Below are 16,420 nucleotides of genomic sequence, written 5' to 3' on the forward strand. Positions count from 1 at the left end.
AAAAAACCAGCACCAAAAGGCGTACAAAGTGTGTATGACCGATAATTATGTTGTTTTTGGGTTTCTGATGATATGCAAATCTCGTTGCGGGAAAGGAATTGAAACTCCATTATCCCTAAAAGCGGCATCGATTTTATAGCGAATATCACTCTTTATTCGAGGATCGGCATAACTATCGGTGATGTAAAAATGTAAAGAAAACAGCAAAGCCGAATCCCCAAAATCGTCAAAAGTCACAAAAGGCTCGGGATTTTTCAAAACCTTCGACTGGTCGGCTACCGCTTCTATCAGTAATTTAGTAACTTTTTCAACATCGCTACCATAGGCTACCCCGACTTTGATCAATTCCCGCGTCGTGTTATGGTTCTGGGTATAGTTGTAAATTATATCGGTCAGAAACATATGATTTGGCACCACAATTACCTTATCGTCGCGTGTTAGTGCCCTTGTGGTTCGCAAACGGATTTCAAAAACGCGGCCAACCTTCCCATCTACTTCGATAATATCCCCAACATGTAACGACTGATCCAAAATTATCAAGATACCCGAGATAATATCCTGAAAAAGATATTGCAGCGCAAAACCCAGGCCCACGAACAAGGCTGCGGAAGCGGTAAGCAATACGGTTAAGTTCACCCCCGAGGAGTGAAGCACCATAATCACGATAATGATGTAGAAGAAATACTTGAGGAACGAGAAGATACTGACGAACTTATTTTTATCCCCCTCCGGTAGTTTTGCAACAACAATGCGATGTACGACCCTCAATATAAACGTGGACAATATCAAAATGGCGATGAGCACTAAAAACGTTCCTACGGTAATATGAATCGTCTCAGTGTCTACCAAGTCATAGGAAAGCCATTCTTTTAAGGATGACAAAAAGTTTTTGACGTTTTCCATGCTAATACTTTAACCATTTGTACAATTCTTTGTAGGTAGGTTTTCGACCGTACATTAAAATACCTACACGATAAATTTTGGCGGCCAGCCAAACAGTACCAATAAATGTACCAATAAGCAGTACAATAGAGCTCGCCAATTGCCAAATGGGCACCCCGCCTTCACCAATACCTTCGGGCAGCCGCATCATCATAACTATTGGCGAAGTTAATGGAAAAAGTGAAAAACCGACCGCGATCGGCCCGTGCGGATTACTAAAGACTGAAAAGAAGCCGACATATATTGCGAGCATTAAGGGTAGAATAATGGGAAATATAAACTGCTGTGTATCGGTCTCATTGTCCACGGCCGCTCCTATTGCTGCGTAAATAGAACTATATATAAGGTATCCCAAAATGAAATAAAGCAGAAAGAAAACGATCAAGGTCAACCAAGGAATTTTGAATATCTCTTGAGAATATAACATTAACGTATCATCCGCCGTGGGAATTGGCGGTGCCATATCACCCGCTGCATTCCGTATCAAATCCTGTCCGGGCGTTAGCGCATTCACATCGATATCCAGTAGGGCCATAGCTATTAGAAAAAGTATGCCTGCCGAAATGATCCAAATACCGAATTGTGTTATACCCGCCAAGGAAGTACCGATAATCTTTCCCAACATCAATTGAAAAGGCTTTACCGAAGAAATGATAATTTCGATGATACGGCTTGTTTTTTCCTCGATAACACTTCGCATTACAAAACCACCGTAAATAATGATGAACATCATGATCAAATAGCCGAACGCGCCTCCTATTCCAGCCTTAATCTCATTGATTCCCTTTACATTCTGCTGACCGTTGAAAGTTGAAGTATTGATTTCAAACTCGTTTCTGACACTGGCAAAATCACTTGAAGAAACACCCAGATCGAGTAGCCTGCTCTCTCGTAACCTATCCTGAAAAACAGACTCTATACGGTTGAGCAGCATGGTACTAGGGGCGTCTTTGGAATAAAAGAATGATTTCTTGGCCACCTCCTCTAGGCCAGCTTCCCTGGGGATGTGCAGAAGTCCAGAATATCCCATCTGTTTTACCGAATCGATGGCCGCCTGAAAGTCTAGATTGAAAAATTGAAAATAGGCAACGTTTTCGGTTGTATTGAAATCAGCCGAAAAATAATCGCTTTCGTTAAAGATGCCCACGACTTTTTTATCACTGTCATTCAATTTAGTCAGATAAGCAATCAATACAACCATGCCCACCATCAAAACCGGACTCAAAAAAGTCATGATTACAAACGATTTGTTCCGTACTTTGGCTAGGTACTCTCTTTTGACGATCAACGGCAACTTCCTACTCATGTATGCTTTTGCTTTGTACGGTTCTTATAAAAATTTCATTCGCAGAAGGTATTTTTTCCTCAAAATGATTGATGTTTCCCTTTGAAGCCAAATAGGCCAACAACTCCTTCGAATCATCGGAAGCCAATTGCACCGTTAAACTCAACTGCTTTTCCTTAGCATCGTAATCGGAAGCCAACAAATCGAATTTAGTACCGATTTCAGGTATGAGCATTCCCCCCTCTTCACTTGAAAGGCCAATGTGAAATCTATTATTTTTATAGGCTTTTTTGATATCGGTCAGCTTGCCGTCGAGAATTTTTTCCGATTCGTGTAGTAAGGTAATGTACTCGCACAATTCCTCAACCGATTCCATACGATGTGTCGAGAAAATTATCGTAGACCCTTTATCCCTTAGCTGTAAAATTTCATCTTTGATCAAGTTGGCGTTTATGGGATCAAAACCGCTAAAAGGCTCATCAAAAATCAACAATTTCGGCTCATGCAATACGGTAACGATAAACTGTATTTTCTGTGCCATACCTTTGGAGAGTTCCTGAATCTTTTTGTTCCACCAGTCGCCGATACTCAGTCGCTCGAACCAATATTTTAGCCGTTTTTTAGCCTCGGCCTTCGATAACCCCTTCAGTTGGGCAAGATATAGCGCCTGTTCCCCAACTTTCATACTCTTGTACAACCCACGTTCTTCCGGAAGATAGCCTATCATAGCAATATGCTCCGGCTTCAAAGGTTCTCCATCAAAAAAAACGGTACCGGAATCGGGATAGGCAATTTGATTTATGATACGTATGAGCGTGGTCTTACCTGCCCCATTGGGACCTAGGAGTCCGTAAATACTATTCTGGGGAATTTCTAAAGAAACCTTATTAAGAGCGGTGTACGAGCCGAAGTGTTTGGTTACTTCCTTAGTGACCAAAATGTTGTTCATGCAAACAATTTTAACAAAGATAACTAAAAGTGGGGGTCGGTAAAAGGTATTAAATCGAGGGTCGACCTAAAGTAGAAACCCATCTTGAAACCTATTGATAAAAGGTTTAGACCATACTACATGTAAAGAAAGTCATCGACCTGTCGACAACGGCAATACCCTAAAAAGCAAAACCCACCCTTAATAAATTAAGGATGGGAAAAAAATTGCTATGAAAAAGAAAATTAGTATCAGTTTCCCAATACTAATTTCAAATATACGTTTTTATTTTAAATGAGGAATTAAATTCCGTTAAGAGAACATATCTTTCACTTTCTCGAAGAACGATTTATCCGATTTTTCGGGCTTTGGCTCAAAATTTTCGTTGTTTTGCATACGTTCGAAAAATTCTTTTTGCTCCTTGTTGAGTTCCTTTGGCGTCCAAACATTAACGTGCACCAGTAAATCTCCGGTGCCATATCCATTAAGACTTGAAATGCCTTTTCCCCTTAGGCGTAATATCTTTCCTGATTGAATCCCGGATTCTAACTTGATGCGCACCTTGCCACCTACGGAATCAATTTCCTTAGAGGTCCCTAAAACAGCCTCTGATATGCTAATATATAAATCGTAATGTAGATTGTCGCCTTCACGTTTTAGCGTTTGGTGATCCAATGTCTCGATTGCCACGAGCAAGTCCCCCGGAACTCCATTTCCTGGAGCCTCATTCCCTTTTGAGCTTACTTTAAGCTGCATTCCGTCTTCAACGCCTGCGGGAATTTTGATCGCTACCGTTTCTTCGGAGACTTTCAATCCCTGACCATCTGCATCACTCGGTTTTTTATCCAGAATCTGTCCGCTTCCGCCACATGCACTACAAGTAGCTGCAGTCTGCATTCTTCCTAAAATCGTATTGGTTATCTTGGTCACTTGGCCTCTACCACCGCATGTCGAACAGGTTTTGTACGTAACACCATCTGCCTGCACCTTTCTGCGCACTTTGACTTTCTTCTCCACCCCATTGGCCACCTCTTCCAGCGTTAACTTGACCCGAATCCTAAGATTGCTGCCTTTGACTCGCCGTTGACCGCCACCGCCAAAACCTCCGAAGCCACTAAAACCACCGCCGCCACCACCGAAAGCGCCACCGAAGATGTCACCGAATTGACTGAAGATGTCGTCCATATTCATACCGCCACCACCAAAACCACCACCACCTTCAAAGGCGGCATGACCAAATTGGTCGTAACGTGCTTTTTTGTCGGGGTCGCTCAACACCTCATAAGCCTCGGCCGCTTTCTTGAACATTTCTTCGGCCTTCGGGTCCCCTTGGTTCTTGTCCGGATGATGTTCAATTGCCTTTTTTCGATAGGCTTTTTTAATTTCAGTAGCGGTTGCTCCCTTACCAACTCCTAGAATATCGTAATAATCTTCTTTCATTCTTATTTATTTGGATGCTATCCCATCCCAAGAATTCATCGCTTGTGATTTCTTGCTTCCTTATATCTATCTGGGAAATTTTTCTTTGTAAATATGGGATTTTACAACACCGTTTTAATTCCCCACCACTACCTTTGGGTGACGTATAATCTTATCCCCTAACGAAAAACCTTTTTCAACAATATCGATTATCTTACCTTTCAGTTTCTTGTTCGGTGCTGGAATTTGGGTAATCGCATCGTGTACCTCTGGATCGAATTTGTCGCCAGGCTTTATCTCAATTTCCTGAAGGCCTTTTGATTTCAGGGTCTCCTTCAATTTATTTTGAATTAACGCCACGCCCTTAAAGCTTTCTTTATCACTAGATTTCGTAAGTTCTTTCGTGGCACGTTCAAAATCGTCCATTACAGGTAAAAGGGAGGTTATTACTTCCTGGCCAGCGGTTTTGAACAAATCCATTCGTTCTTTGGAAGTCCGTTTTTTATAATTCTCGAATTCCGCAAAAAGTCTTAGAAATTTTTCTTTTTCTTTGGCCAGGTCCTCGCGAAGCTGGTCCTCAACGCTTTTTTCCTCAATTTCCTCCTCTCGAACTTCTACTTCGGGAGTTGTATCTTCAACGGTCTCGACAACCTTTTCGTTCAATTCTTCCTCGTTCTGTTTTTCGCTCATTTTGACTTAAAAATTTATGGTCGCTTAAAGACGGCAAAAGTACTGCCAATTCTTTAAAAATGTCAAAATGTCATTAAAAGAAATTACGATTTAGCAGAATACACTATGCGGCACAAAGTGCGAGGATAATTGGAGGCTACTAAAATTTAGTGTTTTAGCTATAAACGGTGTTGGTAGTTTCCTTTGCGTCGTGTTCCCCGTAAATACTTTCTAGAGCGCGGCATACGTTCATATATTGAAATACAAAACCTTCTTCCTCTATTTTTTTGGAACTTACACGCTGGCTGGCAAAAAGTATATAAGACATCTCTCCTAACAGGGCTTTCATGGCAAACCGGGGCACATTGGGTAAAAACAAAGGCTTTTTGAGTACGAGCGCAATCTCTTTGACCAATTTCGAATTGGTTACGGGATTCGGACCGACCCCATTGTAAATGCCGGCAAGTCGATGTTCTATAGCAAATAGGAATATTCGCGCCAAGTCGGTGATATGCACCCACGATTGCCATTGTTCCCCTGACCCAAAAGCGGAGCCTACATAGAATTTAATGGGTTTGGCCATTTCGGGAAGAGCCCCGCCATCGTCTGACATCACCAAGCCGATTCTAACTTTGGCAACCGGAAAACCGAACGTTTTAAAAGTATCTATTTCTTTCTCCCATGCTGCTACCACCTCACCCAAAAAACTGTCATCTATCGCGGTTTCATCTTCTTCGTAAAACTCGGTTAATGAATTTGGATAAATACCGATGGCCGATGCCGAGACGAACGATTCAATCTGTTCGGGATTACAACTCTTCAATCCCTTATGAAGGGTTTTTAAGGTGTTGATACGACTGGAAAGAATTACTTTCTTATACTCTGGGGTCCATCTTTTCGAAATACTAGCTCCAGCCAAGTTGACAATCGCAGATACCCCATCAAAACAGTTCAAATCGATTTCACCCGAATCGGGATTCCAATAAAAACCGTGATAATTCTTCTTAGATTCGATTTTCTTCTTGCTGGTGGTCAGGTAGTTCACATCAATACCCTGTGCATGGCACAAAGCGGTAATTTCACTTCCTACCAGACCCGTCGCTCCTGTTATCAACACTTTCATTCTGTAAAAGTATTGGTTTTCAACCGAGCGGATGGTGGGTTTAATTTCGATTTAACATTGTTTCAGGATGACAAGGACTAATCGAGGGGAAGAGCACCTCTTTTGGTCGCCCGCAACATTTCTCGCTTTCCAGGAGGTCCGGGCAGGCGCTCGACCGTAAAACCGACCGCTTGCATTGCCCGGCGCACGCTGCCTTTTGCGGCATAGGTTACGAGAACCCCATCGGGCTTTAGCGCTGTGAACATTTTCTCGAACATAGTTTCCGTCCATAATTCGGGCTGTACCCTCGCCCCGAAAGCATCAAAGTAGATAAGGTGGTATCGGTCTTTATCGTCGATTTCAGCAAACCCTTTTTGCTGTTTATGCAGGTTGAATTTTTCTGAAAGAGAAAATGGAGCCTCCCATGGGCATTCATGCATTTGCCGGAAATCCTTGGTAAAAACGTCGGCCCGCAATCGCTCGACGTAATTCAACTGTTGCAATTCTTCCTTACCCACAGGGAAGGCTTCTACCCCAACATAATCTATGGTCAAGTTCCTTTCGACCCCTTCTAAAAAAGTAATGAATGCATTGAGGCCGGTGCCGAACCCGATTTCCAGAATGGCGATGTTTCGGTCTGCAAATAGCGCGAGTCCGTTTTCGATAAAAACGTGATAGGCTTCCTGAACGGCGCCATGTTTGGAGTGGTATTGCTCGTCCCAATCAGCTATTTGAATGGTGGTCGAGCCATCACCAGTGGTTATGATCTTGCGTTTCAAGTTAATTCTTTACAAGAACACCATCCGCCACAAAACCATAGGTCTTTTTAGGGCTTGTGATTTTGGCGATTTCCTCTGCCGTCTTACCCGCATCTTTTGCATAATGCCTTTGATCTTCTACACTCATTTCCTCGACGAAAGCCTTTCCGTTTACGATGACTTCCTTTCCGGCAATATCCAAAGGCATAAAAAATCCGTAATCCTTAAAACGCACCATGGTCTGCTGGCCGTTATCGAGCTTTAGTTTCATCCAACACCCCTTAGCCTGACAAACTTCCGCTACTGTTGCCGCAAATTTAACCTGTGCGGTATCGGTTACTTTTAAAACTTGATAGTTTTCACCCATTTCCGCCGTGGCCACTGTGGAATCCGAATCGATTTCGGCCCCATATGAAATATATCCCTCGGAGGACATCTTTTCGTCGGCCTTAAGGGATTGAGAATCTTGCGCCCTCGCGCCTAGGAAAACGAAGAAAAATATAAGTAAAATGTTAAAACGATTCATTTCCTTTAAAAATTAACGTTAGCACACAAAATTGGGCAATTTTAAACTAAAAACGAAGCAGCAATCGCTATATTTAATTAATTTTAATCGAAATTAACAGCTACGATATGGAAACGACCGCAACCGCGATCAAGATCGAAAAGATAAAAACATCTAAAATCAGTCAGGTTGACTTTGATAACCTGGCCTTTGGTTCGGTATTCACCGACCATATGTTGGTCTGTGATTATAAAAACGGTGCGTGGCAGACTCCTGAGATTATGCCTTACCAGGCTATTAGCTTAGAGCCGTCGGCGAAGATATTTCATTACGGGCAGTCTATTTTCGAAGGGATGAAGGCCTATAAAGATGACCATGGCGATGCCTTTCTATTCAGACCCAGCGATAATCACAGGCGTTTGAATATTTCTGCGAACCGAATGTGCATTCCTGAAATACCCAAGGCTTATTTTATGGACGGCCTAAAAGAACTGATTAACTTGGATAAGGATTGGATTCCACAAAAAGATGGGAGTTCGCTCTATATTCGCCCGTTTATTTTTGCCTCTGGAAAAGGTTTTCACGCCTCCCCTGCCGATGAATACAAGTTTTTAATTTGTCTTGCGCCATCCGGTGCCTATTTCTCCGGAAAGGTTAAGGTGCTAATCGAGGAAACCTATTCCCGTTCCGCAAATGGAGGCGTCGGTTTTGCAAAGACAGGGGGTAATTACGCAGGACAATTTTTCCCGACGCAACTCGCCGTCAAAGAGGGATACAATCAAGTAATCTGGACGGATGACAATACCCATGAGAACATCGAGGAAGCCGGCGCGATGAATATCTTTATCCGCATCAACGACACCTTGATTACTGCACCGACCAGTGATCGGATATTGGATGGAATAACCCGTAAAAGTATTCTCGAAATCGCCCAGGCGGAAGGTATTCGTACCGAGGTGCGCAAAATAACCGTTCCCGAAGTGGTCGAAGCCGCGAAAAATGGAAGTCTCAAAGAAATGTTCGGAGCCGGAACCGCTGCCGTTGTGTCTCCTATCGCCGCATTTGGGTATCGAGGCACCGACTATGACTTACCAGAGCTAACAGACAGCTACGCTTCCCGCTTTAAAAAAATCATCACCGATATTCAGTACAATCGTAGTGAAGACCCATTTGGGTGGCGGCAGAAAGTATAATATCACTCGTAACAATCCTTTGGTTCTCGAAGATGACTATCCCAGCCCTTTCGTCTGCCGGACTCTCGATGGGCGCGTAAACATTAATTGAATGTATGCAAAATCAGACATACACCTATCTTACCGCCATGACCCCAATGAAGAAATCGATAAAAATGTCCGGTGCTATGCTTATTTCCCTTTCACGTAAAAGTACTCAGCTGCAGTATATCGAATAAGCCAGCGCAAAACCAATAAAGTTAGTTTTCGGGCGTTCTAGCCCCTCAACCTACTTTTGCATGAACATATTTATCTCCCGATTACTTTTTGCGACAATCTTCCTATTTGGCGTTATTTCGAATGCCCAATCTACACCGACCGAACCCATTCTTATCGCCGATACGGTTTCCGAGTTCGTTAACATGTTCGACAAGAGCAACGCAACAGCGAAAAATTCCAGTGGAATTCCCGTTCAAATTGGGGCAGATAAAACATTAGAGTTAAAGCTAAATTTACGCGACCAAGTAGCTTATGGCGAACGGTATATCGGATCGGTGCGCAACGAAGAAACCTCATCCTTCAGCTTTACAGTGGAAAAAGGAAAGATGGAGGGGCATATCATCCTTCGTGATCTCAAAAAAGCCTACCGCCTATTCACCGGAACGAACAACAAGGTCTATTCGAAAGAAACCGATATCGGCAATCTTATTTGTGTGGAATTCGAAAAGGGAACAAATTCGATAACGATTGATAAAAATACACGAAAGACAACTGCCAAAAATTCCTCGCTAAACCTGCAAAGTAGACCAAGCGCCACGGCGGTCATCTATCTTGATTTTGATGGTGAAACCGTAAGTGGTACCAACTGGAGCAACGGGGACACGATCAACGCACAACCATCCGGGCTTTCAGACGCCGAAATTAGAACTACCTGGGAAATCATGGCAGAAGATTTTAGTCCGTTTGATATCAATATCGTTACCGACAGATCGGTTTTTGAGGCAACTCCCAAAAATCGTAGGATGATGTGCATCTTTACCCCTACCGATGATGCGCAACCTGAATCTGGTGGAGTGGCCTATTTAAATTCCTTCTCTTGGAATACTGATGACCCATGTTGGGTTTACAATATAAGAAGTGGAAAAGACGCCGGTGATACTGGATCGCACGAAGTGGGCCATACCATGGGGCTCGACCATGATGGTAAAGGTACCACCGAGTATTATACCGGACATAACACTTGGGCCCCGATTATGGGCTTTAGCCTGAACCGTCCTGTTGCGCAATGGAGTATAGGGGAATACACCAATGCGACCAACATGCAAAACGATATTCAGATCATCGCCGGATCACAAAACAACTTTGGTTTTGCTCCCGACGACCATGGTGATGACGACAACACGGCAACACCTCTTGATGCGGATGCTGGAGGAAACGTTACCGGCTCCGATAATTCCGGTATTATACGCGAACGAAACGATGTTGACATGTTCTCTTTTCTTGCCGAAGCAGGACAAGCTTCCTTCGTTTTCAGTCCCGACGAGGCGCATCCTAATTTAGATATCAAAGCAAGACTCTTAGATGTAAACGGAGCGGAAATCGCCATGAGCAATCCGCTGGGATTGAATGCGGAAATGACCGAAAATCTTGTAGCAGGACTCTACTTTCTCGAAGTTCGCGGTGTAGGTCGCGGTACGGTTGATACGGGCTACTCCGATTATGCATCCTTAGGAAAATATTCGATATCAGGACAGTATACCGTGCAAACACCTGAAGATGATCTTCGCTTGATCAGTGTGACTCCTGATGAGGGTAGCTTGGTATGCGGTTCAATATTGCCGATAATCGAAGTAAAAAACAGCGGTATTAATACCATATCCGGTTTTGACGTCTTGTATCGTCTAGACCAAGGAACACAGAAAATGCAATCCTTTTCCAATTCCATAGCACCAAACCAGACCATTACGGTTTCTTTGAATCCCATCTTATTGGATGCTGTTGGCGAAACCGAACTGGAAGTCATAGCACAAGCAGCTAACGACGATTTGCCGAACAATAATACAATAGCACGTCGTTTTTTCGCGAACACCTCCGGAATAGCAGCCCAAATAAATACGTTCGAAACAGAAAGCGACCAGCTGATTACGTACAATGAAACCGAAGACGCTCCGGTTTGGCAGAGAGGAGTTCCCACAGGTACTTTATTGAACAGCGCCACTTCAGGGTCAAATGTTTATGGCACCACTCTAGGTGGAGATTACCCCGATGGCCAAAAAGGATTTTTGATTACCAACTGCTATGATTTTTCAAGTATCGAAAATCCCATCCTAAAGTTCAAAATGGCCTATGACATTGAAATCAATTATGATGTCGCCTATGTTGAATATTCCTTGGATTCTGGTGAGAACTGGACCCTTCTTGGATCAAAGAACAGTCTCCCTAATTGGTATAACAGTGATCGTAGCAGTACTACGAACGGTGTAGACTGTCAACTTTGTACAGGCGGACAATGGACCGGTAGCCAGACACAATTTACCGAGTACGGTTACGATTTTTCATTGAATGCCGGTACTGAAACCGACCTTACCCAAGCGACCAATATTGTGTTTCGCTTTGTATTCCATTCCGATTCATTTGTTACCGAAGAGGGAGTGATCATAGATGACCTTGTGGTCGCCGGTACCCAATTGGATGATAATGACGATGATAACGACGGTATATTGGATGATGTAGACAATTGCCCTTTAACAGCAAACGCCAACCAGTTAGATACCGATAACGATGGCATAGGCGACGTTTGTGATGAGGACGATGATAATGATGGTGTTTTGGATGCGCTCGATAATTGCCCGTTGACCAGCAACCCGGACCAATCCGACACTGACAATGATGGTATCGGTAATGTTTGTGAGCTACCCAACGACGACGATGGAGATGGAATACTGAATGCAAACGATAATTGCCCTACCATAGCGAACCCAAATCAAGAGGATGGGGACGAGGATGGTATCGGGGATGTCTGCGATGATGACAGCGATAACGATGGCATCATAAATACCTTGGACAATTGTCCTGAAATCAATAATCCCGACCAATTGGATACGGATGGTGATGGTATCGGGAACGTCTGTGACAGGGATGATGACAACGACGGTATTCTGGATATGGACGACAACTGTCCTTTGATCGGCAACCCGAACCAAGAAGACGCCGATGGTGATGGTATCGGTGATGTTTGCGATAGTACCGTTGATGATGAAGATGGGGACGGTATTTCAAATGCAAACGACAATTGCCCCACCGTAGCGAATAACGATCAGCTGGATACCGATAATGACGGCATTGGCAATATGTGCGATCCAGATGATGATAATGATGGAATTTTGGATGTCGTTGACAATTGTCCGCTAAGTGCAAATCCCGACCAAGCGGATTTTGATGGCGATGGTATCGGGGACAACTGTGATACCGATTTTGATGGCGACGGTGTGCAAAACGACGTTGATGAGTGCGCTGCAACACCTCTAGGGACAGCCGTAAATGCCCAAGGTTGCGAAAGTTTTTCTTTAAATCGAGATAATTATCGCATATCAAAACGTATTTCTTGTACTACGAACAGGGGCAGTATTGACATCTCCACAGTGGCGAACTATGACTATCAGGCTACATTGACCTTTAATGGGGAAACCGTAACGGAATCTTTTACCACAAGTTCAGGTTTTGACAATTTGGAAGTGGGCGAATACAATCTTTGTTTTACCGTCGCAGGCCAGGAGGGCTATGAAGCTTGTTTTGATATTTCATTGAAAGCCCCCGAGGAATTCTCGGTAAATACCGTAATCGACCCAAGCACCAATGAATTGACGCTATTCCTAACAGGAAACGATGCTTATACCATAACACTAAACAATGAAATTTCAATTATCGAACAAGGTGAAGTCACTTTACCCCTGACCCAAGCGCGTAATACTTTAAAAGTTTCCACGGGCAGGGAATGCGATACGGATTACGAGGAAATCATTAAACTGAATCCGACTTTTTATGTATATCCCAACCCTGTTTCGGGCGATACGCTTACCATTCAATTAGAAGGAGGCGTTGAAACTAATGTACAAGCATCGCTCTATGCGACGGACGGTACACGATACTCGAACGATTTATATGAAATTATAAACAATACGGTAATTTTGAATATGGCAGGTGTGCCTCAGGGTGTCTATATCCTATCTGTGACGACTTTAAATACGCGTACAACCTATAAGATTATCAGAAATTAACGAAACGAGCGATTCGAGATAGAAACGATTCAATATCCCTTATCCAATATGGCCCGAATACCCGGTTTAAAATAATTTGGGCCTTTTAATACTTTGCCGTCCTCACGGTAAATAGGTTGGCCATTGGCACCCAGCTTACTCATATTACTACGCTGTATTTCGTCAAAGACCTCTTCGATTTTATATTGCATACCATGTTCTAGGATGGTACCGCAAAGAATGTAAAGCATATCGCCCAAGGCATCCGCTACTTCTACCAAATCATTGTTCTCCGCGGCTTCTAAATACTCCTTATTCTCTTCATCCATCAAATTAAAACGAAGGCGGTTTTTAGCTTCCCCCAAATCGGCGCACATGGTTTCGGATACGCCAAGACCAAAGGCATTGTGAAATTCTTTAACAGCGTTAAGCTTGTTCTTCATTATATCGATATTTTTAGGTTAGTTTTGCATAAAAGTACCAATATGTTCAGCACGGGTCAACTCGTTTTTGCCATCCTATTCATCATCGTATTTGCCTTGGCCATCATCTTTTCGTATCAAAAAGACAAAAAATTGCACCTAAAGAACTACAAAGGTGTTAAATGGGTAGGTATTTTCTTCGTGATTTTTATAATTTCCCTCTTTTTAATTAAGTATTTTACTAAAATTTAACAACTTTTTTGCAGACACCACAAAAATCAGCTGCTTGACAACAATATTCTGATTTTCAACGTAAATCATACCATACAACGTATTTTTGCGTTATACATCGAATAAAGGGGCCATACAATGACGAGTTTTTACATCATTCTTTTTATCCTTCTTGGGGCAAATGCGATTTTTTTGTTTTTTGGTGTTAACGGGATATCCCGAAAAGTATCAAAAACTAAAGAAGAGGCATCCGATTCTTCCGCCTCAAAAGTATATCCTATAGATTTGGCATCTTCCGAATTTAAGAAAGCGGTTTAGTTTTATACCTTTATGGTATATTTAGAACCGTAATGGAGTCTCAATTCTTAGATTTACGTTTTGGCCAACATTTCTTGTTAGGGAATTCAGGCACAGCTATTGTTCCCAACTACCAATTATGAAACAGTTTTTACTTGTTTTTCTCGGTGGAGGAATTGGCAGCATGCTGCGTTATGCTATCTCGAAGATTTTTAACGGCTATTTTCAACATTTCTTTTTAGGTACTTTTCTAGTGAATATCATTGGATGTCTTCTAATAGGATTGGTCCTTGGATTTTCACTCAAGGAAAATCTACTTTCCCAAAACCATACACTTCTTCTTGTTACCGGCTTTTGTGGAGGCTTTACCACCTTTTCCGCATTTGCTTTCGAAAACCACTCCGTGTTACGTGACGGAGAATTATTCCATTTTGCACTCTACACTATTGCAAGCATAGCTATCGGCGTTCTAGCTGTAGCCATTGGCGTGTGGCTTGCGGAGCTCTAGAAACTGCTGCCCTCCCGATTTTTCAATATGTTTATTTACTCGACATGCTGTGCGAGCTAATACTTGCATTTCCATTGTGGTCAAATAGCCAATACCGTAAAAAATCAGTCGAAATATATCATACCCCTAAAATTATAGGGGTATATTTTTTATATCCGTAAAAATATAAGAAGCTACCCCCTAAAATAGGGGGTGTTAATTTTTTTAACATACTTTTACCGCTTTAAACAAAAACCTATTCAAATGAAAAAAATCGAAGCCATCATCAGAAAATCCAAATTCGATGATGTAAAAAAAGCTCTTCATGCAATAGAAGTAAACTTCTTCAGCTATTGGGATGTGACCGGGGTCGGGAACGAGAAACAAGGCCATGTGTACCGTGGTATTTCTTACAGCACTACCGACATTCAGCGTAGGTATTTGTCGGTCGTCGTTTCAGATGAATTTTTGGAGCGTACGGTAAACGCGGTTTTGGAATCGGCCTACACCGGCAATGTCGGCGATGGCAAAGTCTTCGTATCCGAAGTAACTGAGGCCTACCGAATCCGTACCAAGGAAAGCGGTCAGTCAGGAATTAACTAAACCAATACTCAAAAACCCACTAACGATTATTATTATGGAAGGATTATTTACAGCAAACAATGTTTGGATGATGATTTGTACCGCTTTGGTATTCTTCATGCATACCGGTTTTGCATTTTTGGAAATCGGTCTTACAAGACAAAAAAATACGATTAACATTTTATTCAAGAATATTTTTATCATTACCGGAGGCCTTTTGCTTTACTATGCTTTCGGTTTTAACCTCATGTATCCTGGATTTGAAGAAGGTGCAGGTGGCATTATAAAATTTGCCGGTTTTGGCATCGCAGCCCCGGAAAACGGGATGACCCCGGAATACGCCAGTGGAGGTTATACCTGGTGGACCGATTTCCTCTTTCAAGGAATGTTCGCGGCCACAGCAGCAACAATTGTTTCCGGTGCGGTTGCCGAGCGTATCAAAATCGGGGCCTTCATGATTTTCGTGATTTTCTATGTCGGCCTAGTGTATCCTATAGTGGGTTCTTGGAAATGGGGACTCGGTTTCTTGAACGATTGGGGATTCTATGATTTTGCAGGATCTACCTTAGTGCACTCTGTTGGCGGATGGGCCGCACTGGTCGCCATAGCCCTGCTCGGTGCGAGAGTTGGAAAATTCGGTGAAGATGGCAAACCCAAGGCGATTCCCGGACACAGTATTCCCATGGCAACGGCAGGCGTTTTGATCCTATGGTTAGGATGGTTCGGCTTTAACGGAGGCTCTGTGCTCTCCGCAGATCCGGAACTGACTTCCTTGGTACTTGTAACTACTTGTATGGCAGCAGCAGCCGGTGGCTTCGGAGCGATGATTTTATCTACTATTCTTTATAAAAATCTGGATCTTACGATGTTCCTAAACGGCATCTTGGGGGGACTTGTAGGTATTACCGCCGGTGCCGACCTGATGTCGCCGAACGAAGCGGTTATTATAGGGTTTCTCGCCGGACTTCTGATAGTGGGCGGGGTAGCGCTAATCGATAAGTTAAAACTCGACGATCCTGTAGGTGCGGTCGCGGTGCACTTGATTTGCGGTATCTGGGGCACTCTTGCCGTAGGTATCTTTGGTGCAAAAGCTGGTAGCGGTCAATTTTTGACCCAACTTTATGGAGTTGTTATCATAGGTGCTTTCTGTGTCATTACATCCTTCATCATTCTTGGTGCCTTAAAAGCCATTATGGGCTTAAGGGTCTCTAAAGAAGAAGAAATCGAAGGGCTAGACATACACGAGCATGGTATGGATGCATATCCTGATTTTACCAACGATTAAATTTAAAACGGAGCGTTTGGCAGAACGCTCCGTTACATAATCTTTCACAGTTCAAATCGATCAAAATCAAAATCCCTCTA

At 43.0% G+C, this 16,420-nt stretch carries 15 protein-coding genes; 6 read left to right on the forward strand and 9 right to left on the reverse strand.

Translation table 11 applies throughout. The annotated features are described in order from the left end of the window. Positions 1 to 45 precede the first annotated feature (45 nt). The 8 genes from FGM00_RS12160 to FGM00_RS12195 all read right to left on the reverse strand — a co-directional run bounded on the left by FGM00_RS12160 (position 46) and on the right by FGM00_RS12195 (position 7,629). Positions 46 to 903, reverse strand: coding sequence for a mechanosensitive ion channel family protein (locus FGM00_RS12160; protein ID WP_138853169.1), 858 nt, complete (start codon positions 901 to 903; stop codon positions 46 to 48). Between the two features lies 1 nt (position 904). After that, a complete protein-coding gene (locus FGM00_RS12165) occupies positions 905 to 2,248 on the reverse strand; it encodes an ABC transporter permease (protein ID WP_138853170.1) in 1,344 nt (447 codons plus the stop codon). Beyond that, the gene (locus FGM00_RS12170; protein ID WP_138853171.1) at positions 2,241 to 3,176 is read right to left on the reverse strand and encodes an ABC transporter ATP-binding protein; all 936 of its coding nucleotides are present in this window, start codon (positions 3,174 to 3,176) and stop codon (positions 2,241 to 2,243) included. The genes FGM00_RS12165 and FGM00_RS12170 overlap by 8 nt, the downstream gene beginning before the upstream one ends. Positions 3,177 to 3,467: 291 nt before the next feature. Further along, a complete protein-coding gene (gene dnaJ / locus FGM00_RS12175) occupies positions 3,468 to 4,595 on the reverse strand; it encodes a molecular chaperone DnaJ (protein WP_138853172.1) in 1,128 nt (375 codons plus the stop codon). 114 nt (positions 4,596 to 4,709) lie between these two features. Beyond that, the gene (locus FGM00_RS12180) at positions 4,710 to 5,264 is read right to left on the reverse strand and encodes a nucleotide exchange factor GrpE (RefSeq protein WP_138853173.1); all 555 of its coding nucleotides are present in this window, start codon (positions 5,262 to 5,264) and stop codon (positions 4,710 to 4,712) included. 154 nt (positions 5,265 to 5,418) lie between these two features. Further along, positions 5,419 to 6,366 carry a TIGR01777 family oxidoreductase gene (locus FGM00_RS12185; protein WP_138853174.1) on the reverse strand — a complete coding sequence of 316 codons (948 nt, stop codon included), beginning with the start codon at positions 6,364 to 6,366 and terminating at the stop codon, positions 5,419 to 5,421. A gap of 77 nt (positions 6,367 to 6,443) precedes the next feature. Continuing rightward, the gene (mnmC2, locus tag FGM00_RS12190) at positions 6,444 to 7,124 is read right to left on the reverse strand and encodes a tRNA (5-methylaminomethyl-2-thiouridine)(34)-methyltransferase MnmC2 (protein WP_138853175.1); all 681 of its coding nucleotides are present in this window, start codon (positions 7,122 to 7,124) and stop codon (positions 6,444 to 6,446) included. Position 7,125: 1 nt separating this feature from the next. Continuing rightward, positions 7,126 to 7,629 (reverse strand): DUF4920 domain-containing protein, encoded by a 504-nt coding sequence (locus tag FGM00_RS12195; RefSeq protein ID WP_138853176.1) that lies wholly within the window; start codon positions 7,627 to 7,629, stop codon positions 7,126 to 7,128. A 107-nt stretch (positions 7,630 to 7,736) separates the two neighbouring features. Here FGM00_RS12195 and FGM00_RS12200 point away from each other — a divergent pair, with 107 nt between their 5' ends. The 3 genes from FGM00_RS12200 to FGM00_RS19825 all read left to right on the forward strand — a co-directional run bounded on the left by FGM00_RS12200 (position 7,737) and on the right by FGM00_RS19825 (position 13,057). After that, complete coding sequence (locus FGM00_RS12200) at positions 7,737 to 8,801, forward strand: branched-chain amino acid aminotransferase (RefSeq protein WP_138853177.1); 1,065 nt, start codon at positions 7,737 to 7,739, stop codon at positions 8,799 to 8,801. 95 nt (positions 8,802 to 8,896) lie between these two features. Next, a complete protein-coding gene (locus FGM00_RS20045; RefSeq protein WP_262711065.1) occupies positions 8,897 to 9,019 on the forward strand; it encodes a hypothetical protein in 123 nt (40 codons plus the stop codon). 60 nt (positions 9,020 to 9,079) lie between these two features. Further along, positions 9,080 to 13,057 (forward strand): thrombospondin type 3 repeat-containing protein, encoded by a 3,978-nt coding sequence (locus tag FGM00_RS19825; RefSeq protein WP_175416221.1) that lies wholly within the window; start codon positions 9,080 to 9,082, stop codon positions 13,055 to 13,057. Between the two features lie 29 nt (positions 13,058 to 13,086). On the opposite strand, the gene FGM00_RS12210 is transcribed toward FGM00_RS19825, so the two are convergent. Continuing rightward, positions 13,087 to 13,479 (reverse strand): pyrophosphohydrolase domain-containing protein, encoded by a 393-nt coding sequence (locus tag FGM00_RS12210; protein ID WP_138853178.1) that lies wholly within the window; start codon positions 13,477 to 13,479, stop codon positions 13,087 to 13,089. A 646-nt stretch (positions 13,480 to 14,125) separates the two neighbouring features. Here FGM00_RS12210 and crcB point away from each other — a divergent pair. The 3 genes from crcB to FGM00_RS12235 all read left to right on the forward strand — a co-directional run bounded on the left by crcB (position 14,126) and on the right by FGM00_RS12235 (position 16,340). Continuing rightward, positions 14,126 to 14,494, forward strand: a complete 369-nt coding sequence (gene crcB, locus FGM00_RS12225; RefSeq protein ID WP_138853181.1) for a fluoride efflux transporter CrcB — start codon at positions 14,126 to 14,128, stop codon at positions 14,492 to 14,494. A 243-nt stretch (positions 14,495 to 14,737) separates the two neighbouring features. Continuing rightward, on the forward strand, positions 14,738 to 15,076 hold the full coding sequence (locus FGM00_RS12230; protein ID WP_138853182.1) for a P-II family nitrogen regulator: 339 nt from the start codon (positions 14,738 to 14,740) through the stop codon (positions 15,074 to 15,076). 34 nt (positions 15,077 to 15,110) lie between these two features. Then, complete coding sequence (locus FGM00_RS12235) at positions 15,111 to 16,340, forward strand: ammonium transporter (RefSeq protein WP_138853183.1); 1,230 nt, start codon at positions 15,111 to 15,113, stop codon at positions 16,338 to 16,340. Positions 16,341 to 16,420: the final 80 nt, after the last annotated feature.

It is taken from the genome of Aggregatimonas sangjinii, assembly GCF_005943945.1.
In the GTDB taxonomy this organism is placed as follows: Bacteria; Bacteroidota; Bacteroidia; order Flavobacteriales; family Flavobacteriaceae; genus Pelagihabitans; species Pelagihabitans sangjinii.

What these genes read in the sequence shown, in the direction of transcription:
- FGM00_RS19825 (WP_175416221.1), top strand. Translation starts at nt 9,080, where the DNA reads ATGAACATATTTATCTCCCGATTACTTTTTGCGACAATCTTCCTATTT.
- FGM00_RS12160 (WP_138853169.1), bottom strand. Translation starts at nt 903, where the DNA reads ATGGAAAACGTCAAAAACTTTTTGTCATCCTTAAAAGAATGGCTTTCC.
- FGM00_RS12235 (WP_138853183.1), top strand. Translation starts at nt 15,111, where the DNA reads ATGGAAGGATTATTTACAGCAAACAATGTTTGGATGATGATTTGTACC.
- FGM00_RS12170 (WP_138853171.1), bottom strand. Translation starts at nt 3,176, where the DNA reads ATGAACAACATTTTGGTCACTAAGGAAGTAACCAAACACTTCGGCTCG.
- dnaJ (WP_138853172.1), bottom strand. Translation starts at nt 4,595, where the DNA reads ATGAAAGAAGATTATTACGATATTCTAGGAGTTGGTAAGGGAGCAACC.
- FGM00_RS20045 (WP_262711065.1), top strand. Translation starts at nt 8,897, where the DNA reads ATGCAAAATCAGACATACACCTATCTTACCGCCATGACCCCAATGAAG.
- FGM00_RS12200 (WP_138853177.1), top strand. Translation starts at nt 7,737, where the DNA reads ATGGAAACGACCGCAACCGCGATCAAGATCGAAAAGATAAAAACATCT.
- FGM00_RS12180 (WP_138853173.1), bottom strand. Translation starts at nt 5,264, where the DNA reads ATGAGCGAAAAACAGAACGAGGAAGAATTGAACGAAAAGGTTGTCGAG.
- FGM00_RS12210 (WP_138853178.1), bottom strand. Translation starts at nt 13,479, where the DNA reads ATGAAGAACAAGCTTAACGCTGTTAAAGAATTTCACAATGCCTTTGGT.
- crcB (WP_138853181.1), top strand. Translation starts at nt 14,126, where the DNA reads ATGAAACAGTTTTTACTTGTTTTTCTCGGTGGAGGAATTGGCAGCATG.
- FGM00_RS12195 (WP_138853176.1), bottom strand. Translation starts at nt 7,629, where the DNA reads ATGAATCGTTTTAACATTTTACTTATATTTTTCTTCGTTTTCCTAGGC.
- FGM00_RS12165 (WP_138853170.1), bottom strand. Translation starts at nt 2,248, where the DNA reads ATGAGTAGGAAGTTGCCGTTGATCGTCAAAAGAGAGTACCTAGCCAAA.
- FGM00_RS12230 (WP_138853182.1), top strand. Translation starts at nt 14,738, where the DNA reads ATGAAAAAAATCGAAGCCATCATCAGAAAATCCAAATTCGATGATGTA.
- FGM00_RS12185 (WP_138853174.1), bottom strand. Translation starts at nt 6,366, where the DNA reads ATGAAAGTGTTGATAACAGGAGCGACGGGTCTGGTAGGAAGTGAAATT.